This window comes from uncultured Kiloniella sp. (assembly GCF_937128705.1).
Classification (GTDB): domain Bacteria; phylum Pseudomonadota; class Alphaproteobacteria; order Kiloniellales; family Kiloniellaceae; genus Kiloniella.
This window is the reverse complement of record NZ_CAKZMP010000391.1, coordinates 1-16,324: the sequence shown is the minus strand read 5'-3', so window position 1 is coordinate 16,324 and position 16,324 is coordinate 1. Positions and strand designations below refer to the sequence as shown.

The following is a 16,324-nucleotide window of genomic DNA, read 5'->3' as shown; positions in this document are numbered from 1 at the left end:
AAGGTTGTTGGGATCTGTATAAAATCTATCCCACGCATTACGACGGCCGCGGCAAATCCAGCTAAATCACCTATAACGCCCCCACCAAAAGCAATAAGCGTTGATTTCCTATCAACGTTATGTTCCAGAAGAAAATCAATAACCCTATCTAGCTGTGCAAAACTTTTTGTCTGCTCACCAAAGGGTAAAACTAAGGCATTGCTTTCAATCGCTTCTGATTTAAGGGCTGTTTCCAGTTTTGTAAGGTGGTGTTGGGCCACGTTTTCATCTGTAATGATGAAAGTACGATCTTGTTTGATAAATGGACGAACAAGCGGGCCAGCATTTACTACTAGGTTTTCACCAACCAGTATATCGTAACTACGTTCCCCTAAGTCGAGTGTGAGGCGCTCATACGTTTCTTTATTCATCTACATTTATCTTTATAACGGATGTTTTCACGAGGTTTGTGACCTGCCGCAAAATTCCTCAAGACCTTTGAGTGCATTGCGGGTTGTCAGATCAGCAGAACCTTCTTCTGATTGAGTTGTGATATCTGCTTGTTCATAGACAGGATAACGTGCTTCGATCAGTCCGGACAAAATTTCACGGTGGTTACCGTTCCGCAAAAGAGGGCGATGATTCCGGCGCGATGTTCGTTCGACGAGAATATCCAAGTCTGCTTTTAGCCAGAGGGAAATACCTTTTTCTGTGATGGTGCTTCTGGTTCGTTCGTCCATAAAGGCACCACCCCCCGTGGATAAAATCTGAACAGGTCCCTCCAATAGGCGCTGGATGACCATTCGCTCTCTGTCACGGAAATAGCTTTCTCCATGCTCTTCGAATATTTCAGAAATTGTGCAACCAGCAGCTTTTTCTATTTCGACGTCAGCATCTACGAAAGGTAGCTGTAGAGTGTGTGCCAGCTTCTTTCCTATACATGTTTTCCCTGCGCCCATTAAACCAACGAGAACAACAGTTTTTGGGGGAGTAAAGTTCCCGTTTGATGACATCGTACCTTTTACCGATTCATATTAATCACTTAACCCTAGCCTATAGAAAGGATTTCCCTGAAACAAAAGGAAAAGAACGCTCTAGGGAAAAGATTTCGGGGTGCAATTGAATCTTTGTGACGTTCGGCAGTGTTTTGGGTCGGGAAGATTATTTTTCGTTTATGTAATGCCCTAGCAATTCGGAAAGTCGATTAAAGGACGCGCCGAACTGTGCTTGTGATTTGTAAGCTGCATTTTCTTCTCCAAGCGCGGCGTGAATAGGCAGGGTTGCAGCCCCCTTTTGAACCATCTGGTCAGCGTGCGGTGATTTGATGACACGGGGAAGGTCCCGGTCGCCTTTTTCACTGATAGAGCGCATAAAGGGTCTAGATACGCGAATAACAGTTTCGAGGAACCAATCCGGGCAGTCTCCTCCGAGGATGATGGTTTCGGGATCGTACAGGTTTTCCAGAGAGTTTATGCCTATTCTGAAATATTCCGCCTGTTGTTCCAGCCAGGATACAACCTTCTGGTCGTTTGGCTGTATGTCCGTAAAAACATCATAGGGATTTCCGGGTTTTTTATTTAGCTTTTGCAAGTGGGAAGCCATTGATTCCAATGATATATACCCGTTTAAACATCCGGGGTTTCCACAGGCACAGATCGGGCCATTTATATTTACAACAAGGTGGCCGATTGATCCTGCACGGGCTGATCTACCGCCATAAATTTTGCCGTCAACCATAAGGCCTGCTGATAAATCAGGTCCGATAAAGAGATAGATAAAATTTCTGAAGTTCCGGGCGCTTCCCTGAAGGAACTCGGCCAAAGCTGCCGCTGCTGCGGCGGTTTCAAGAAACGTTGGTATGTCCAGTTCTTTATAGAGAAGTTCCGCAATGTTTTTAGGATCAGCAGTAACATCACTGATCGCGTGGCGATGATTACGATCATCTTTTTCAGCCATAATGATCCCAATACCAAGCACGCGTCTTATATCTGTGTTTGTTTCTCTGAGGACATCAAGGCAAAGAGGCTCAATTAAGCGGATAACGTCTTCATCTGTGGTGTAAGTAGCACTGATTTGCGTTGAATGGATCAAGTTCCCTGACAAATCAATAAGACTGAGTGCAATTTTGTTTAACTCAATTCGAATGCCGATACTAAAGGCTGCTGCCGAGGATATCTGGAGTATGCGTGACGGTTTCCCTGCGCCACCCTTTTTGTATTTTCCTTCGACTAACATACTTGCATCAAGAAGCTTTTCGACCAGATTAGAAATCGTCTGGCGGGTCAGGCCTGTGCGCTTGGCAATATCTGCGCGTGAAATTTCGTCGTTAGAAAGTATCTCGCTTAGAACCAGACGCAGATTGTGGGCTTTTGTTTGTTCTAGGTTGGTCCCTTTGGGGGGCATGGAGCTAAAGGCCTTGTTTGTAAAACAGTTGGTTTAATCTACTCGGATAAAGGTGGAATGCAAAATTTAATAATTAACGTAATGAAATAAATGGTAAAAATTAGATATGTCAAAATAATTGACAAATAAATATTTTTACTTACGATTAAACAAACAAAATAAAAAAACAAATGGGAGTCTTAACGTGCTTGGTGTCAATAAATTTAAAAAATTAACAATGACAACTGCGATTGCTGCTGGATTTGCAATGGCTGCTTCAACAGCTCAAGCGGGCCCGCTTGAAACGATTGATTTAAGTAAATCACCCGAAGGGCCGAATGGAAATGCAGCTCAATCAGTGGATGAGATTTCGATTAGTTCAGGTGAAGCCGCAGCGGTTAAAGGAAAAAAATATAAAGCAGCTCTTGTTTGGCATGCTTCTGGTGATTGGGTGAATGCGGTAACAAAAGGTGCTAAGACAAAGTTTGAAGAGCTGGGCATTGAAGTTGTTGCAACAACAGATGCGCAATTTGATTCCGCTAGGCAAGCAAGCGATGTTGAGAATGTAATGGCTTTGAACCCTGATATCATTCTGACATTGGTTGTCGACCCGGTGAGTGGTGGGGCCGCCTTCAAACCCGCTGTTGATAAAGGGACAGAGCTTGTTTTGCTTTCAAACCCTATCGCAGGTTACAAACCAAATAGTGAGTATACAGGTATTGTAACAGATGACATGTACGGTATGGGTGTTGCCGCAGCTGAAATGATGAGCGATGGGATAGGCGGTGAAGGAAATATTGGTTTTATTTATCATGATGCTAGCTACTTTATAACGAATAATCGTGATAATGCCTTTCGAACAGCCATTCAGGAAAAGCACAACGACATAAAAATTGTCTCTGAAAAGGGGTTTACTGAAGAAGGACAGACCTTTGAGCTGGCTTCAGCGATGATTCTTCAGAACCCGGATCTGAAGGGGATTTATGTTGCTTGGGACGTTGCTGCCGAGGGCGTTATTGAAGCATTGCGCGCGCAAGGTCGTCGTGATGTAAAGGTAATTACACACGATCTGGGGCAAAATAATGCGCTAGATATGATAAAGCAGGGCAACATGTATGGTACGGTTGCTGACAGACCCTTTGAAATTGGTCAAGCCATGGCAATGCTTGGTGTTTATGGGCTTTTAGATAAAGAATCACCTGCCTTTTCTGTCGTTGGGTATGATAAGGTGACGAAAGAAAACCTGGCGATTACGTGGGAAAAATCTTTACGTCGGCCTATCCCGGAAAAACTGAGTGAAGCTCTTAAGTAGTAAGGTCGTTATACTTCTGCTTTACGATCACTTATTCTGACTTATCCTCTGGGGAATGGGGGATGGAAACATTGCCCATTCCTCTCTTTTTTGTTTGCGATTTGCTAAGCTTTTGCTTTTCTTTCGGTGAGCACAAAGAGAACTTACGGAATTGACCAAGGTGCTGACATGACTTTACTGTCTGAAACCCGATCTACGGTGTTTCATAGAATCCTTAATCGCGAATATTTTGTTTATTACGCACTGATACTTGTGATTGTTTTTTTTGCTATCGTCCTTGCTGACACAGCCTTTTTATCCACACCAAATTTTATGAACATCATACGGCAGACGACACCCATTACTGTTATGGCTGTGGGGATGACATTCGCGCTGGCCGTTGGGCATATTGATCTTTCGGTCGGGTCGGTTGTCGCTCTCTCAGCCCTTGTCTGTAGTTTGTTGGTTGATGTGGTGCCATGGCCATTTGCTGTTTTTGCAGGCTTGTGTGCCGGAATGCTGGTGGGCTTGATTAACGGCGTTCTAACAGAATGGCTTAAAGTTTCGTCCTTATTAATCACGCTTGGTTCAATGGGGGTAATTTCAGGTGTTGCTCGCGTGATCACCAATCTGGAATCAATCCCGGTTACCAATGATACCTTCACATTTGTTTTTGGCTCGGGAAGTTTGGGGCCGATATCTGTCATGTTCATTTGGACACTATTGGCTCTTGTGCTGGGATGGGTTTTTCTATCGAAAACTAGGTTTGGCAGCCATCTGTTGGCTGTCGGCGGAAATCCAACGGCATCGCGTGCTTTGGGCATTAATGTTGTTAAGGTGAAAATTACAGCAATGGTCATTGCAGGTGGAGCGGCGGCAATGGCGGGAATGCTTTATGCCGGGCGATTGCATGGGGCTAGGTATAGCCTTGGAGAAGCTGACCTCCTTACTGTTATCGCTGCTGTTGCCATAGGTGGAACAAGTCTTTTTGGTGGGCGTGCATCCGTGGCGGGTGCCGTTGTTGGTTCTTGGCTCATGGGCGTAATTAATAACGGCCTTATTTTGTGGGGCTTCTCTACAAACGAACAGATTATTGCCAGAGGGCTTATTCTGATCGTTGCCGTTGCTATTGGTGTGAAGGAGGACAGAAAATGACTGCTGAATATCATGTGCCGGATACTGCGCTGGAAGTCAGAGAAATTCATAAATCCTTTGGCGGTGTGCAAGCCTTGAAAGGGGTGAGCTTTTCGATCCTGAAAGGTGAAGTGGTTGGCCTTTTGGGGGATAACGGCGCAGGTAAATCGACATTGGTTCGCTGCATATCCGGGGTGCACCCCCAAGATAGCGGAGAGATTATTATAAACGGTCAAGAAGTTGATATAAAATCCCCACAAGATGCTAGAGATCAAGGGATTGAGACCGTATTTCAGGACTTGGCTGTTATTCCAAATTTTGATGTTTCAAAGAATTTGTTTTTAAACCGTGAAATTCTTTCATCCAATCCTGTTCTGAAGTTTTTTGGATGGTTGGATCATAAGGAAATGAACAGGCAAAGTGAAATTGCCCTGAAGCGTCTTAATTCTCGTATTCCGTCTTTCAGTGAAGAAATCAAAAACCTATCTGGTGGACAGCGACAGGCTGTGTCCATTGCCCGAGCCGTGAATTGGGGGGCCGATATTGTTATTATGGATGAACCCACCGCTGCACTGGGGGTCGAGCAGGCGGCGCAGGTGAATAATCTGATTAAGCTGATTAGTTCTCAGGGAATTGCTGTGTTGTTGATTAGTCATAACATTCAGCATGTCATGGAAGTTTGCCACCGTGCGGTTGTTTTGCGTCATGGGCGTGCCGCTGCAAATGTTAGGATCGACGATATAACGCCAGATGATCTTGTCGGGCTTATCACCGGGGCTAAGCGTGCGGCTTGATCCAGTGGTGGTCAAAGCTGTGTGTTGAACACTTAAAACAAAATCACGCAAGGTAATCGGCGTCGTCTTATTACCAAAATAGAAGGTAAAAGAACAATGGGTGTACTGGAAAATGCACGTGCGGAAGCGCGTGGGTTAATAGCGAAGCTTACGTTGGAACAAAAGGTCGGTCAGCTTTTTATGTTGGCTTTCGGTGGCAAAGATTTGTCCTATGCAAAAGAGCTTGTTCAGCAACGTTTTGTATCCGGGTTCTATATTTCTCAAGATAATGCCGAGACTATATTAGAAGCAAAAAATCTGACGAAAACCCTTCAAGAAGCTGTATGTTCTACAGAACTTGATTTACCCCTGATTCTTGGAGTGGACCAAGAGGGAGCATGGGGTGTTGCTGTTTCTGAGACCACAACAGGGCCGGGAAATCTTGCTTTGGGATCTGCGGATGATACGTCCTTAACACACGATATGTACGGCATATACGCACAAGAAATGATGGCGTGTGGTTATAACGTTATTTTGTCCCCTTGTTCTGATATCAATAGTAATCCTGATAACCCGATTATTGGAACCCGTTCGTTCGGGGAGGATAGAGATAAGGTTTCCCGACATGTGAAAGCCGCTGTTGAAGGGGCTTTGAGCAACCATATTGTTTGTTGTGGGAAACATTTCCCTGGCCATGGGGATACGGGCGAAGACAGTCATCGTTTGTTACCAACGGTCGATAGAAGTATGGCATATTTGTTAGATCAAGACCTTGTTCCTTTCCAGGTTGGTATTGATGCCGGGTTGCCTATGATCATGACGTCCCACATTAATTTTCCGCAGATTGACCCTGATTATCCTGCAACCCTTTCCCGAAAAATTATGCACGATTTGTTGCGGGAAAGAATGGGGTTTGAGGGCGTGATTGTAACCGACAGTATGAATATGTGGGGGATGCGGAAAAATTATGACCCGGCTGAATCCGCAATTCTGGCCCTGAAAGCGGGGTGCGATATTGTCATGCTGTCTGAAGAGCACTACGAGCACGATGCATCTAACTATGTTGCCAAACAAATGGCGACCATTGATGGCGTGATACAGGCTGTTAACAAAGGGGATTTGGCTCTTGATGTCGTTGAAAATGCTCTGGAAAGAATATTTAACTTGAGGCTTCAACTCGCTAGGAATGAAAATCTTCGCAACAAGGATTCTGATGATGTCTTAACAGAGCGTCATCAAGACGTAGCGGACCGTGCGGCAGATAAAGCCATTCGCGTTGTACGTGATCGGGACGATTTACTGCCGCTTAAGGGGAAGGTGAAGCTGATTGGCCTTAGTGGAGCCGAGGCCCATCAAATGGTCATTAACACACGGGGTATTGGGCCGAATGACCCTCAGGCTGCCTTTGATGTTCTTTGTGAAGAACTCAAAAGCTCTTCTGTCGATGTTGAGATTTTATCAGAACCGGACCTTCAGGATTATCTTATTGGTAAAGAACACTTTGATGAGGGTGATATTATCCTCGCTGTAAGCGAGGATTACCCTCTTCCCGGTATGGATTACGATGTCGATTTTCAAAAAGAACGTTTGAACCAGCTGATCCATATAACCAAGGGAAAGATGGTGGTTTGTGCACTCAGAAGCGATTACGAGCTGAGATCTCATCCCGATCTAAGTACTTATGTGGCTGCTTATTCAAGCCGTGCTTGTGCCGCACGGGCAATGGCCAGGTTTATTGCAAAGGCAAAGACCGGAGACATGGGGTAGGTACTTTTTTCAAGTTGAACAGATGTCTTGATTTTGATCTGATGCTTGCCTGTATGACGTATTTTGTATCTAAATTCAGAAAATCTGTATGGTGCGTTTCTTCTGGCTCTCTACGGTTGTTCTTAGGGAACAGAGCTTGGAAGGACTTGAGGGATGGATCTGAAACTTCACGGATGCCGTGTCCTGATCACAGCAGGGGGCGCAGGGCTTGGTCGGGCAACGGCAGAGGCTTTCTTGCGCGAAGGGGCGAATGTACACGTCTGCGACATTGACCAAAGCGCGTTGGATGGCTTCTCTTTTGTGGACAGTTCCGGTAAAGCAGGAAAATTAACAAAAAGCGTTGTTGATGTAACAGATGAGCCAGGCGTTAAAACGTTGTTTGCTGATTTGTTGGCAGATTATAACGGTTTGGATGTGCTGGTAAATAATGCTGGCACAGCGGGTCAGACCGGCGAACTTGAAAAACTGGATTATGATGCATGGCAAAAATGTATTTCTGTGAATATTGATTCGCAATTTCTCTTTTCCCGAGAGGCCATCCCTGTGATGAAAAAGCAAAAAAGCGGGGCAATATTTAATTTATCTTCTACCGGGGGATTATTTGGCTTTCCTTATCGGACGCCTTATGCGGCGGCGAAGTGGGCTGTTGTTGGGATTACCAAAACGATGGCGATGGAACTTGGGCCCTTTGGTATACGGGTTAATGCCGTAGCACCCGGTTCTGTATCTGGGCCACGAATGGACCGGGTGATTGACGCGTCTGCACAAACCCAAGGTGTTTCCGTGGATGTTGTCCGCGAACAGTTCGAAAAACAGACGTCGATGAGAACTTTTGTCTCCCCCGAAGATATCGCAAATATGATACTCTTTGCGTCTTCACCAAAGGGGAGCAAAATATCCGGACAGGTTTTGACCGTAGATGGGCATACCGAGGGTCTGTCTGTCAGCTAAGATCCAAATAAAAGGCCCTCGTATCTCAACAGGTTGTTTACAGAAGCAAAACCGGGTTTTAGACTGTCCCAATCTCGCCATACTCTGCTGATAGATATATGGTGGTATGAATAATTTATTGATCCAAACAGATAGAGTGAAGCTTACGCTCCATGAAGAAATTCGGCCTTTTTGTCTTTGTTATCCTGATCGGTGCTTTACTCGCAGGAGGAGTTTTCCTTTTGACGTGGGATATTCCCGCGCCTTCTGCAAACGTGGAAAAGGTCATTCCAAATGATCGCCTCACAAACTAAAATGCCATTTAAGTTGTCTAAATTGGCCCTTGCGGGAACGGCGTTGAGGCTTTCCGTCGCGGCACTGTCTATCGGGGTCGGGGCATCAGCGTATGCTCAAACGCAATTAATTCCGCAGCAACCGACACCCAACCCATCGGTAACGGGAGAACCTTTGATCAAGGCTCCTGCTTCGCCTGTTGTAGAGAGCACACCGATTAGTTCTGGTGGAATACAGGTTAATAGCCTTGGTGGTCTGGATTTAGATAGCATCGGAACGCTTAGTCCAGGCCAAGGTGGACTTGGTTATGATATGTGGCGACAAAGCTCCTTACAGGATGTTTTTTCCCTGATTAAGCAAATGCCTGTCAGCTACAGCTCTGCCGTTGGTAATAACCTTGCTAAAAGGCTTTTGTTATCGAGTGCCGGACGTCCATTGGACGATAAGCCCTTGCAAAGTGAACAGAGCCTTTTGTCGCTCCGCTTGGAAAAACTCGCAGAATTGGGTGCCTATACTGACCTTGATAATCTGTTCCAGCGTATCCCAACACGTTCAGATAACGAGCAACAGGCCCGGTATAGAAGCGATAGCTTGTTGATGACGGGGAAAAACGGAGATGCTTGTCAGGTAATTCAGGGCATGTCCGCGACTGGTAAGGACAGTTACTGGATACGTGGCATGGTCTATTGCCACTTCCTGCAAAAACAAGTTGATCAGGCTCTATTGAGTCTGGATCTCCTTAGAGAGACGGGTGAAGAATCTGATCCTCTTTTTGAAGAACTTGCCCTTGCTGCATCCGGTGCAAATATCAAGTTTTCCGGGAAAAGTGCTGGACGAGTTGAGCCTATTCACTGGGCGTTGGCGACCCTTTCAGGGTCACAACTTTCTGAGGAATTGGACAATTTTCTCAACCCAGGTGTCCGGAACGCTTTGATCCATGACGAAGGCTATCCGCTGGAACGACGGGTTTATGCTGCGGAAGCTGCTGTCACTAGCGGTGTTTTGTCATCTGATGAGCTTGTTAATCTGTATAGTGGCTATGCCTTTGAACCAGAAGAAATTGATGCTGTTGTCGGTGGTCAAATAAATCGCGAAGGGCCAGCTTTGCGCGCCTTGTTCTTACAAGCTTCCCAGCTACAGGCCGTTCCTGCGGCAAGAGCCGAGATTGTCAAAGCAGCACTGGATCAGGCCGGCAAAGATGGAACCAGTTTCCTGATGTCACGAGTCATCGCGGATCTCGTTTCTGAAATTCCACACTCTTCTGATTTGACCTGGTTTGCTTTGCCAGCCGGACGAACACTCTATCTGGCGGGACAACGCGAACGGGCTGATGCCTGGTTGCTTTTGGCGCGTCAATATATGTTGAGCGAAGAGACCGCTGCTGCAAATCTAACGGCCCTTTGGCCCTATGCACGTCTTTCCGGTATGGAAGGCGGCGAAAGATACGGTACTTTAAAGGGCTGGGCATCTGCTCAAAGTGGTATTGGCCCGGAAGTTTTGAACCAACAGTTAGTGATGCTACGCTCATGTATGCAGGCGCTGGGCGAAGACACACGTCTGAGCTGGGGCGAACTTGCCTCGTTGGAAATTGCGTCACCTGGTTTGGCCCCATCGGCGGCCCTGCTTTATGCCTTGAAAGATGCACAAAACGGCGGACGTTTGGCCGAGGTTGTTCTACTTAGCCTTATCATTTTGGGCGAAGAGGGACCAGGTGATACGCATAGTCTTGCCCTCGGTGGTGTTGTCGAAGCGCTGTATTCCGTTGGTTTACAAGACGAAGCCCGTTCGTTGGCAATTGAAGCAACTGTTCTTAGTGGTATTTAGTTGATGGCTGGTGCCTGATGTCTGCTGCATCCAAAATCTCTATCTTTTTAGAGATGATGTCTGCTGAACGCGGCGCCAGTCAAAATACCTTAGAAGCATACGAGCGAGATCTGGAACGGTTTGATGAATTTTTGTCGAGCAGTCGAAAAGATCTACTGGCTGTTGAGGCTTCGGATATTCGTGCCTATTTGGCTGATCTAACTGCGGAAGGGCTTAGTGCCAGAACGCAGGCACGCCATCTTTCTTCTTTAAAGCAGTTTTATTTGTTCCTGATGGAAGAAGATATAAGGCAAGACAATCCCGTTGCAGAAATTGGTACGCCGCGTATGGCACAGTCTTTACCAAAGTTTCTTTCTGTTGATGATACAGGCGCTCTTCTAAAAGCTGCGCAGGAAAACCGAACAGATGAAGGCTTACGTCTTTGTGCGTTAATTGAATTGTTATATGCAACCGGGATGCGGGTCAGTGAACTTGTATCTTTGAAGGTATCCCAAACACAACGTGACCCGCGTATTCTGACCGTGATGGGTAAAGGAAACAAAGAGCGGCTTGTACCTCTTAGCCCCCAGGCTCGCGACGCGTTGGATCGTTACCTTCTTGTGCGTGATAACTTTCTACCCAATCTGGAACGGGATAAGGCCAAAGATACGGGATGGGTTTTTCCTTCCAGAGGGAAAAGTGGCTATTTGACCCGCCATCGTGTCGGGCAGCTCTTAAAAGAGCTAGCCATAAAGAGTGGGATTATGCCGTCGAAGGTTTCTCCTCATGTTTTGCGGCATGCTTTTGCGACCCATTTATTGGAAAACGGCGCTGATTTGAGATCTGTTCAGAAAATGCTGGGACATTCTGATATTTCGACAACACAGATCTATACGCATGTTTTACAAGAGCGTTTGCAGAAGCTTGTGTTTGAAAAGCACCCCCTGTCCTCAAAACCTTGATCTCTTTTGTAAAATGAAATTATCATAGTTTCAGGAATATCTTCCGACCCTGATGGGCTGCATGGTTCATGCGCTCACTTTGTTAGGCGCACAAATTCTTTTCTCTCAAATCTTCCCTCAAATTTTTCCTCAAGGTTGACAGAATTAATTTGTCAGGTCACAGTTTATGTTGCGGTGCACAATAAGAGTTAGCTGTTTTCAAAAAGCTGACCGAAACCCAGGGAGTAAAACATGAGCTTTACAATTCCAGAAGAAACCACTTCACGTTTAAATCGTAGCGAACTCGCGGTACCGGGAAGCAATCCTGTACTGTTTGAAAAAGCAGCTGCATCCAAAGCAGATGTCATTTTCTTGGACTTGGAAGATGCGGTGGCCCCAGATGATAAGGAACAGGCCCGTAAGAATGTTATTGAAGCCATAAATGATATCGACTGGGGAAGTAAAACGTTGTCAGTTCGTGTTAATGGCTTGGATACACCTTATATGTATCGGGATGTGATCGAGGTGCTGGAACAGGCTGGCGACAGGCTGGATCTGTTCATGATTCCCAAGGTGGGTACCGCGTCTGATATTTACGCACTTGATATGTTGTGTACGCAGGTTGAGACAGCAAAGCGTCGTAAAAAAACTGTTGGCTTTGAAATGATTATCGAAACAGCTTTGGGTATGCAGAATATCCACGAAATAGCGGCCGCTTCGAAACGAAATGAGAGCTTGCATTTTGGTGTCGCGGACTATGCAGCATCAACGAAAGCCAGAACGACTGGGATCGGTGGTCCGAACCCAATGTATGGTGTTTTAACAGATGTTGATGGTGATACACCAAGAGATTTCCATTGGGGTGATATGTGGCATTATGCGATTGCGCGCATGGTTGTTGCTGCACGTGCGAACGGTCTACGCGCCATTGATGGTCCTTTTGGGGATTTTTCAGATCCAGAAGGGTATCGCGCCCAGGCGAACAGAGCGACAATTTTGGGCTGTGAAGGGAAATGGGCGATCCATCCCAATCAAATTGGTATCGCGAACGAAGTTAACAGCCCATCGGAAGCCGAAGTGAACAAAGCCAATCGTATTCTCGAAGCAATGGAGCAGGCGCAACGCGAAGGCAAGGGCGCCGTTTCTCTGGATGGGCGTCTCATAGACATCGCCTCTATTCGTCAGGCCAGTGTGATGGTTGAAAAAGCAGAAGAAATTGCACTAGCAGACGCTAATTCTGCAAGTTAATACCATAACAAAATTTGATTTTGGACAAAGGCCGGCTTCTGAGGGGGGCGGCCTTTATTTTACCGGGTCGTAAGATTCTGTGCTAATTGGATTAGGGGCAATAAAGCTAGAACTTGAAATTGTGCGCTTGAAAGGTACTATACACGACTATATTTGTTGACTGATTTTCACGATATGATAGACAACGCCTTATGCAAAATTTCCTAGATTTCGAAAAACCGATTGCTGAGCTTGCTGGTAAGATTGAAGGCCTGCGGCACCTATCTGACAGCAGCAGTGATGTAAACATTGCTGAAGAAGTTTCCAAACTGGAAGCTAAGGCTGATAAGCTGTTGCGCCAAACATACGCAAAGCTGAGTCCTTGGCAAAAAACGCTTGTCGCGCGCCATCCCGATCGTCCGCATTGCAAGGACTATATCGAGGCGCTAATCGAAGATTATACACCCTTGGCCGGCGATCGTGCGTTTGCAGAAGATTTCGCCATTCTGGGTGGTTTAGGTCGTTTCCGTGGTCAATCCGTTGTCGTGATTGGCCAAGAAAAAGGCGCTGACATGCACAGTCGTGTAAAGCACAACTTTGGCATGGCGCGTCCCGAAGGTTACCGTAAAGCACAGCGTTTGATGGATATGGCAGAGCGCTTTGATTTGCCTGTCATTACGTTGGTTGATACGGCTGGTGCCTATCCGGGTGTAGGTGCTGAAGAACGCGGTCAATCCGAAGCGATTGCGCGCAGTATCGAAAAATGCCTTGCGATCAAAGTACCTCTTGTTTCTGCTGTTATCGGCGAAGGCGGATCGGGCGGGGCGATTGCGCTAGCTGCCGCGAATACCGTGTTGATGCTAGAGCATTCAATTTATTCTGTGATCTCGCCTGAAGGCTGTGCTTCTATTCTTTGGCGTTCTGGTGATCAAGCAAAAGAAGCTGCGGAAGCTCTTCGATTGACTGCTCAAGACCTGAAAACCCTTGGTGTGATCGATGAAATCATCGCAGAGCCAATGGGCGGGGCACATCGTGCTAAAGAGACCTGTATGACCGCATTAGGTGATAGTATTGAAAAGTATTTGCAAGAGCTATCCCAATTTGGAGGTGCCGAGCTTCGCCAGAAGCGCCGGGACAAGTTCCTAGAGATGGGGCAAAAAGGTCTCTGACTTTTGCTACAAGTTATGTGAAAGGCCGCTTTTCAGCGGCCTTTTTTATGCGTGGTAGAAATTCAGAGATAGAGCGTTCTCAAGCCGGAGCAATATCAACAAATGTGTCGTTGTAACAGGCACCTGACATAATATCAGTTCTTGTCTCGGAATTGATCAAAGCATTAACTGTTTGATTTGAATCGCTGGATTTTAACCAAGTCCCCTTCGGTGAGTAGAAAACACCGGGTTTGACCTTTTCGGTGATCTTGGCCTGAAGAATGACTTCTCCCAAAGTATTCCATATTTTCACTTTTGAATTGTTTGAAATACCCTTTGCTAGCGCATCTTGTGGATGGATTTCGAGTTGCTCTATGCCGATTGATTCTTTGTGCCCGCCAAAGGTTGCATTTGTCCGCTTGCTTGATGACGGAGAGATCAAGGCGAAGGGAAGATCCTGTACGACTTCTTCGTAGCGAGGAAGTCCATACCCGAACTGTTGTTCCATATCTTCAGAGTAAAGCTCTATTTTGCCAGATTTTGTTGCCGGAAAAACGGTTTGGCACATGATGAGTTCCTGATCATTCTCTGCCAACATAGGCAAAGAACGATCAAGAGGTACTTCACTGGGGCGTATGCCCTTCATTTGTAGGGCTGATGGATCATAAGCTTCATCCATCAATTGGTAATCGTCTGCTTTAAACAGATCATCGTTAAATCCAAACCGGGCGGCCAATCGGCGGAAAATTTCGGTATTGGGGAGGGAATTCCCCACTGTCGGAATAACAGGTTCAGCCCTTTGCAAATGGGCTTGTCCATAGGCCGCATAGATGTCCGGGAACTCAAAATGACTTGAGGCGGGTAAAATAACATCTGCATAGGCCATGCTGTCGTTCATCTCGACATCGCAGCCAACGATAAAGAGATCTTCCAGGTTGAGCGCGCGGCGCATTCTGTTTTGGTCCGGGTGAGTGCAAACCGGGTTATGGTTATAGATAAAGACGGCTTTGATAGGGGGAGCCAGACTATCGTCGAGAATGTGTTTAGCCACATCGACGATGTTCAGCATTCTTGTTCCTTCTGGCATAAGGTCCGGGCGTCGGAGCTTGGCTGTTGTCGCAGGGAACGCGAGGCCTTGTTTGGCAATGATACCAGCCCCGGACCGTCCCATATTACCAGTGATAGCCTGAAGTGCCATAGCTGCACGAATAGAAGATCCACCGGAATGTCCGCGTTCTGCTCCATTTCCAACCGACATGGAAACATTTTTTGCAGCGGTATAGATGCTCAGGAATTCTTGAATCTGTTCCGGGGGGATTTCGCAAATCTTTGCGGCATCTTCCAAAGAGTATTTCTGGGCGGCGTTCAGGTATTCTTCGATGCCATATATCCAACGGTCAATAAATACTGTATCGAGCGCGGAACGCTTTTCTAACTCAGCAGCCAGTGCCAAAAAGAGAACAATATCTGTGCCGGGTTTAATCTGAATATAGAGATCAGCTTGATCAGCAATCTTTACCCTTTTGGGATCAATGACGATCAATTTTGCGTCATTCTTTTTAGCCGTTTTGATTATCCGCGCTAAATGAAGATTTGAAACCGTTACGTTATTGCTCGCCACAACAATCAGGTCAGATTTAACCGCCTGTTCTGGTTCCATACCGGGGGTGTTCCCGAACAGGCTGGTGTAAGCGGTTCCCCGCACAGCGCCGCAAAGGGGGCCTCTGTCGAGTTGGCTAGCGCCTAATTTATGGAAAAAACGAAAGTCCATTGACCCGCCAGCTAATTGCCCATGAGGGCCAGCGTAGTTAAAGGGAAGTACGGATTGAGGTCCATGTTTTTCAATGGCAGAAGTCAAACCGTCATATACACGATCAAGGGCTTCTTTCCAGCTGATGGTTTTATATTCCAATGACCCTCTGGGACCTGTTCGTAGGAGAGGCTGCGTTAAGCGACGCTCACCATGAATGAAATCAGGGTAGTAATTTGAGACTTTCTTGCATATGGCACCGGCGGTATAGGGATTGGCATTTGAACCACGTACCTGAATGATATGTTTGCCGTCTGTGACAACAGACAGGCTACAGGTATCCGGGCAGTCTAGGGGACAAACACTAGGTTTGGTCTGCAGGTCTGTTGCAGTGGATGTTGTATCCAAGGACATTTTCTTTGGCTCCATACGCGTAAATCGCGCTTTGTATTATCTTTCCTGATGTAATCTTTTTGTTGATGATTACGTTTCGTAGCATAGGGCCAATTTGGGGTTCCTGTAGGTCCATTTATTAGAATGGTGTGGTGCCGCTTTTGTGTGATTTAGCTGTGTAATACGTCATTGAGTGTGGTCGCTAGAAGCCCAGTCAGATCCGGGCGTTGCCCACGATGTTTTTCAACAAGTGAGACTGTTCGTGTTGCACTCGGTTTGCCAAAGGGACGAACCAGCAGGTTTGTTCTGTCTTCTAGGCTGTTTTCGGGCACAATTGCAGCACCTAGGCCTTTGGCGACCATACGTTGGATTGCTTCGAGAGAATCAAGTTCCATGGCTTCTCTCAAATTTGCACCTCTGTTTTTAAGGCTTTGTTCAATAACGCGACCGACGCCTGTCAGGTGATTGAAGCGTACAAAGGGGAGCTGGCTTAAGAGCGCGATATCACCATC

15 protein-coding genes are annotated in these 16,324 nt (G+C 46.4%); 10 read left to right on the top strand and 5 right to left on the bottom strand.

Translation table 11 applies throughout. The features are described 5' to 3' along the window. From Q0241_RS20495 to Q0241_RS20485, 3 genes are all read right to left on the bottom strand, one after another. A partial coding sequence (locus Q0241_RS20495) for an iron-containing alcohol dehydrogenase (protein WP_299380943.1) occupies window positions 1-410 on the bottom strand: 410 nt, incomplete at its 3' end. A 27-nt stretch (window positions 411-437) separates the two neighbouring features. Next, window positions 438-992 (bottom strand): shikimate kinase, encoded by a 555-nt coding sequence (locus tag Q0241_RS20490; RefSeq protein WP_299380942.1) that lies wholly within the window; start codon window positions 990-992, stop codon window positions 438-440. Window positions 993-1,140: 148 nt separating this feature from the next. Further along, the gene (locus Q0241_RS20485) at window positions 1,141-2,382 is read right to left on the bottom strand and encodes an ROK family transcriptional regulator (protein ID WP_299380941.1); all 1,242 of its coding nucleotides are present in this window, start codon (window positions 2,380-2,382) and stop codon (window positions 1,141-1,143) included. A 184-nt stretch (window positions 2,383-2,566) separates the two neighbouring features. Here Q0241_RS20485 and Q0241_RS20480 point away from each other — a divergent pair, with 184 nt between their 5' ends. The 10 genes from Q0241_RS20480 to Q0241_RS20435 all read left to right on the top strand — a co-directional run bounded on the left by Q0241_RS20480 (window position 2,567) and on the right by Q0241_RS20435 (window position 13,690). Further along, window positions 2,567-3,673, top strand: coding sequence for a substrate-binding domain-containing protein (locus Q0241_RS20480; protein WP_299380940.1), 1,107 nt, complete (start codon window positions 2,567-2,569; stop codon window positions 3,671-3,673). A 168-nt stretch (window positions 3,674-3,841) separates the two neighbouring features. Next, window positions 3,842-4,807, top strand: coding sequence for an ABC transporter permease (locus Q0241_RS20475; protein ID WP_299380939.1), 966 nt, complete (start codon window positions 3,842-3,844; stop codon window positions 4,805-4,807). Continuing rightward, a complete protein-coding gene (locus tag Q0241_RS20470) occupies window positions 4,804-5,580 on the top strand; it encodes an ATP-binding cassette domain-containing protein (protein ID WP_299380938.1) in 777 nt (258 codons plus the stop codon). The genes Q0241_RS20475 and Q0241_RS20470 overlap by 4 nt, the downstream gene beginning before the upstream one ends. Before the next feature lie 96 nt (window positions 5,581-5,676). Further along, entirely contained in the window at window positions 5,677-7,326 is a 1,650-nt protein-coding gene (locus Q0241_RS20465) for a glycoside hydrolase family 3 N-terminal domain-containing protein (RefSeq protein ID WP_299380937.1), read from the top strand. Window positions 7,327-7,479: 153 nt separating this feature from the next. After that, window positions 7,480-8,277, top strand: coding sequence for an SDR family oxidoreductase (locus Q0241_RS20460; RefSeq protein WP_299380936.1), 798 nt, complete (start codon window positions 7,480-7,482; stop codon window positions 8,275-8,277). Window positions 8,278-8,429: 152 nt separating this feature from the next. Next, window positions 8,430-8,570, top strand: a complete 141-nt coding sequence (locus Q0241_RS20455) for a hypothetical protein (RefSeq protein ID WP_299380935.1) — start codon at window positions 8,430-8,432, stop codon at window positions 8,568-8,570. Then, on the top strand, window positions 8,551-10,374 hold the full coding sequence (locus Q0241_RS20450; RefSeq protein WP_299380934.1) for a hypothetical protein: 1,824 nt from the start codon (window positions 8,551-8,553) through the stop codon (window positions 10,372-10,374). The genes Q0241_RS20455 and Q0241_RS20450 overlap by 20 nt, the downstream gene beginning before the upstream one ends. A 17-nt stretch (window positions 10,375-10,391) precedes the next feature. Next, window positions 10,392-11,315, top strand: coding sequence for a site-specific tyrosine recombinase XerD (gene xerD / locus Q0241_RS20445; RefSeq protein ID WP_299380933.1), 924 nt, complete (start codon window positions 10,392-10,394; stop codon window positions 11,313-11,315). 231 nt (window positions 11,316-11,546) lie between these two features. Beyond that, window positions 11,547-12,542 (top strand): CoA ester lyase, encoded by a 996-nt coding sequence (locus tag Q0241_RS20440; RefSeq protein WP_299380932.1) that lies wholly within the window; start codon window positions 11,547-11,549, stop codon window positions 12,540-12,542. A gap of 191 nt (window positions 12,543-12,733) precedes the next feature. Then, window positions 12,734-13,690, top strand: a complete 957-nt coding sequence (locus Q0241_RS20435; RefSeq protein WP_299380931.1) for an acetyl-CoA carboxylase carboxyltransferase subunit alpha — start codon at window positions 12,734-12,736, stop codon at window positions 13,688-13,690. A 79-nt stretch (window positions 13,691-13,769) separates the two neighbouring features. Here the strand turns inward: Q0241_RS20435 and Q0241_RS20430 are convergent, their stop codons facing one another. Beyond that, entirely contained in the window at window positions 13,770-15,833 is a 2,064-nt protein-coding gene (locus Q0241_RS20430) for a molybdopterin-dependent oxidoreductase (protein ID WP_299380930.1), read from the bottom strand. Window positions 15,834-15,982: 149 nt separating this feature from the next. Then, window positions 15,983-16,324 (bottom strand): LysR substrate-binding domain-containing protein (locus Q0241_RS20425; protein WP_299380929.1); only part of this gene is annotated, 342 nt, incomplete at its 5' end.

Excerpts from the sequence above, each read along its gene's own strand:
- Q0241_RS20485 (WP_299380941.1), bottom strand. The coding sequence starts at position 2,382 with ATGCCCCCCAAAGGGACCAACCTAGAACAAACAAAAGCCCACAATCTG.
- Q0241_RS20440 (WP_299380932.1), top strand. The coding sequence starts at position 11,547 with ATGAGCTTTACAATTCCAGAAGAAACCACTTCACGTTTAAATCGTAGC.
- Q0241_RS20470 (WP_299380938.1), top strand. The coding sequence starts at position 4,804 with ATGACTGCTGAATATCATGTGCCGGATACTGCGCTGGAAGTCAGAGAA.
- Q0241_RS20460 (WP_299380936.1), top strand. The coding sequence starts at position 7,480 with ATGGATCTGAAACTTCACGGATGCCGTGTCCTGATCACAGCAGGGGGC.
- Q0241_RS20475 (WP_299380939.1), top strand. The coding sequence starts at position 3,842 with ATGACTTTACTGTCTGAAACCCGATCTACGGTGTTTCATAGAATCCTT.
- Q0241_RS20490 (WP_299380942.1), bottom strand. The coding sequence starts at position 992 with ATGTCATCAAACGGGAACTTTACTCCCCCAAAAACTGTTGTTCTCGTT.
- Q0241_RS20435 (WP_299380931.1), top strand. The coding sequence starts at position 12,734 with ATGCAAAATTTCCTAGATTTCGAAAAACCGATTGCTGAGCTTGCTGGT.
- Q0241_RS20430 (WP_299380930.1), bottom strand. The coding sequence starts at position 15,833 with ATGTCCTTGGATACAACATCCACTGCAACAGACCTGCAGACCAAACCT.
- Q0241_RS20450 (WP_299380934.1), top strand. The coding sequence starts at position 8,551 with ATGATCGCCTCACAAACTAAAATGCCATTTAAGTTGTCTAAATTGGCC.
- Q0241_RS20465 (WP_299380937.1), top strand. The coding sequence starts at position 5,677 with ATGGGTGTACTGGAAAATGCACGTGCGGAAGCGCGTGGGTTAATAGCG.
- xerD (WP_299380933.1), top strand. The coding sequence starts at position 10,392 with ATGTCTGCTGCATCCAAAATCTCTATCTTTTTAGAGATGATGTCTGCT.
- Q0241_RS20455 (WP_299380935.1), top strand. The coding sequence starts at position 8,430 with ATGAAGAAATTCGGCCTTTTTGTCTTTGTTATCCTGATCGGTGCTTTA.